Genomic DNA, 458 nt, shown 5'->3' on the forward strand with positions numbered 1-458 from the left:
ACGGCGGGATCACACTTTGTAAAAAGGCTTTAACACCCGCCTCTTTTCTGATCTAATAACGCCCACATTATCACTATCTGCTTGTTAACTATGTCGTTATTTAGCCACCTTGAACTTGTTGAAGATAAGCGTTCTTCTATTAATCAACATCATGAGCTTGCTGACGTTTTGTTTCTTATCATCTCGGCGGTTTTATCCGGTTGTGAAGGCTGGAAAGATATCGAAGTATTTGGGCACAGTAAACTGCCCTGGCTCAGGCAGTTCAGAGCATTTAAGCACGGTATTCCAACGCGACATAGCATTGCACGAATTCTTAAGACCGTAGAGACTGATTCGTTGGTTTTGGCCTTGTTCAGTTGGGTCAACGAGCAACGGTCTCAGTCAGGTAAGCCAATCATTGCGTTTGATGGCAAAACCCTGCGCGGTGCCAGTAAAAAGCGTGAGGATAACTTACACTT

At 44.3% G+C, this 458-nt stretch carries 1 protein-coding gene; it reads left to right on the forward strand.

From position 1 onward, the window contains the following. Window positions 1–90: 90 nt before the first annotated feature. Window positions 91–458: ISAs1 family transposase (locus CEX98_RS17265; RefSeq protein ID WP_143484353.1), on the forward strand; the 368-nt coding region annotated here is incomplete at its 3' end.

This window comes from Pseudoalteromonas piscicida, from assembly GCF_002744175.1.
In the GTDB taxonomy this organism is placed as follows: domain Bacteria; phylum Pseudomonadota; class Gammaproteobacteria; order Enterobacterales; family Alteromonadaceae; genus Pseudoalteromonas; species Pseudoalteromonas piscicida_B.